Source organism: Burkholderia sp. MSMB1459WGS (genome assembly GCF_001534535.1).
GTDB lineage: Bacteria > Pseudomonadota > Gammaproteobacteria > Burkholderiales > Burkholderiaceae > Burkholderia.
Map to the genome: position 1 here is coordinate 1 of NZ_LPMU01000086.1, position 517 is coordinate 517.

Consider the following 517-nt stretch of genomic DNA (forward strand, 5'->3'; position numbering starts at 1 on the left):
ATTCATATTCCTGTCAGCTTTGAGTGAGCGACCGGTTCGAAAGAACCGAAAACAGTAACAGGTTTGAACTGAAGAGTTTGATCCTGGCTCAGATTGAACGCTGGCGGCATGCCTTACACATGCAAGTCGAACGGCAGCACGGGTGCTTGCACCTGGTGGCGAGTGGCGAACGGGTGAGTAATACATCGGAACATGTCCTGTAGTGGGGGATAGCCCGGCGAAAGCCGGATTAATACCGCATACGATCCACGGATGAAAGCGGGGGACCTTCGGGCCTCGCGCTATAGGGTTGGCCGATGGCTGATTAGCTAGTTGGTGGGGTAAAGGCCTACCAAGGCGACGATCAGTAGCTGGTCTGAGAGGACGACCAGCCACACTGGGACTGAGACACGGCCCAGACTCCTACGGGAGGCAGCAGTGGGGAATTTTGGACAATGGGCGAAAGCCTGATCCAGCAATGCCGCGTGTGTGAAGAAGGCCTTCGGGTTGTAAAGCACTTTTGTCCGGAAAGAAATCC

1 rRNA gene is annotated in these 517 nt (G+C 54.9%); it reads left to right on the top strand.

Features of this window, described 5'->3' with window-relative positions:
- Positions 1–65: 65 nt before the first annotated feature.
- Positions 66–517: ribosomal RNA gene (locus WT97_RS31360) — 16S ribosomal RNA — on the top strand; the annotation flags it as partial.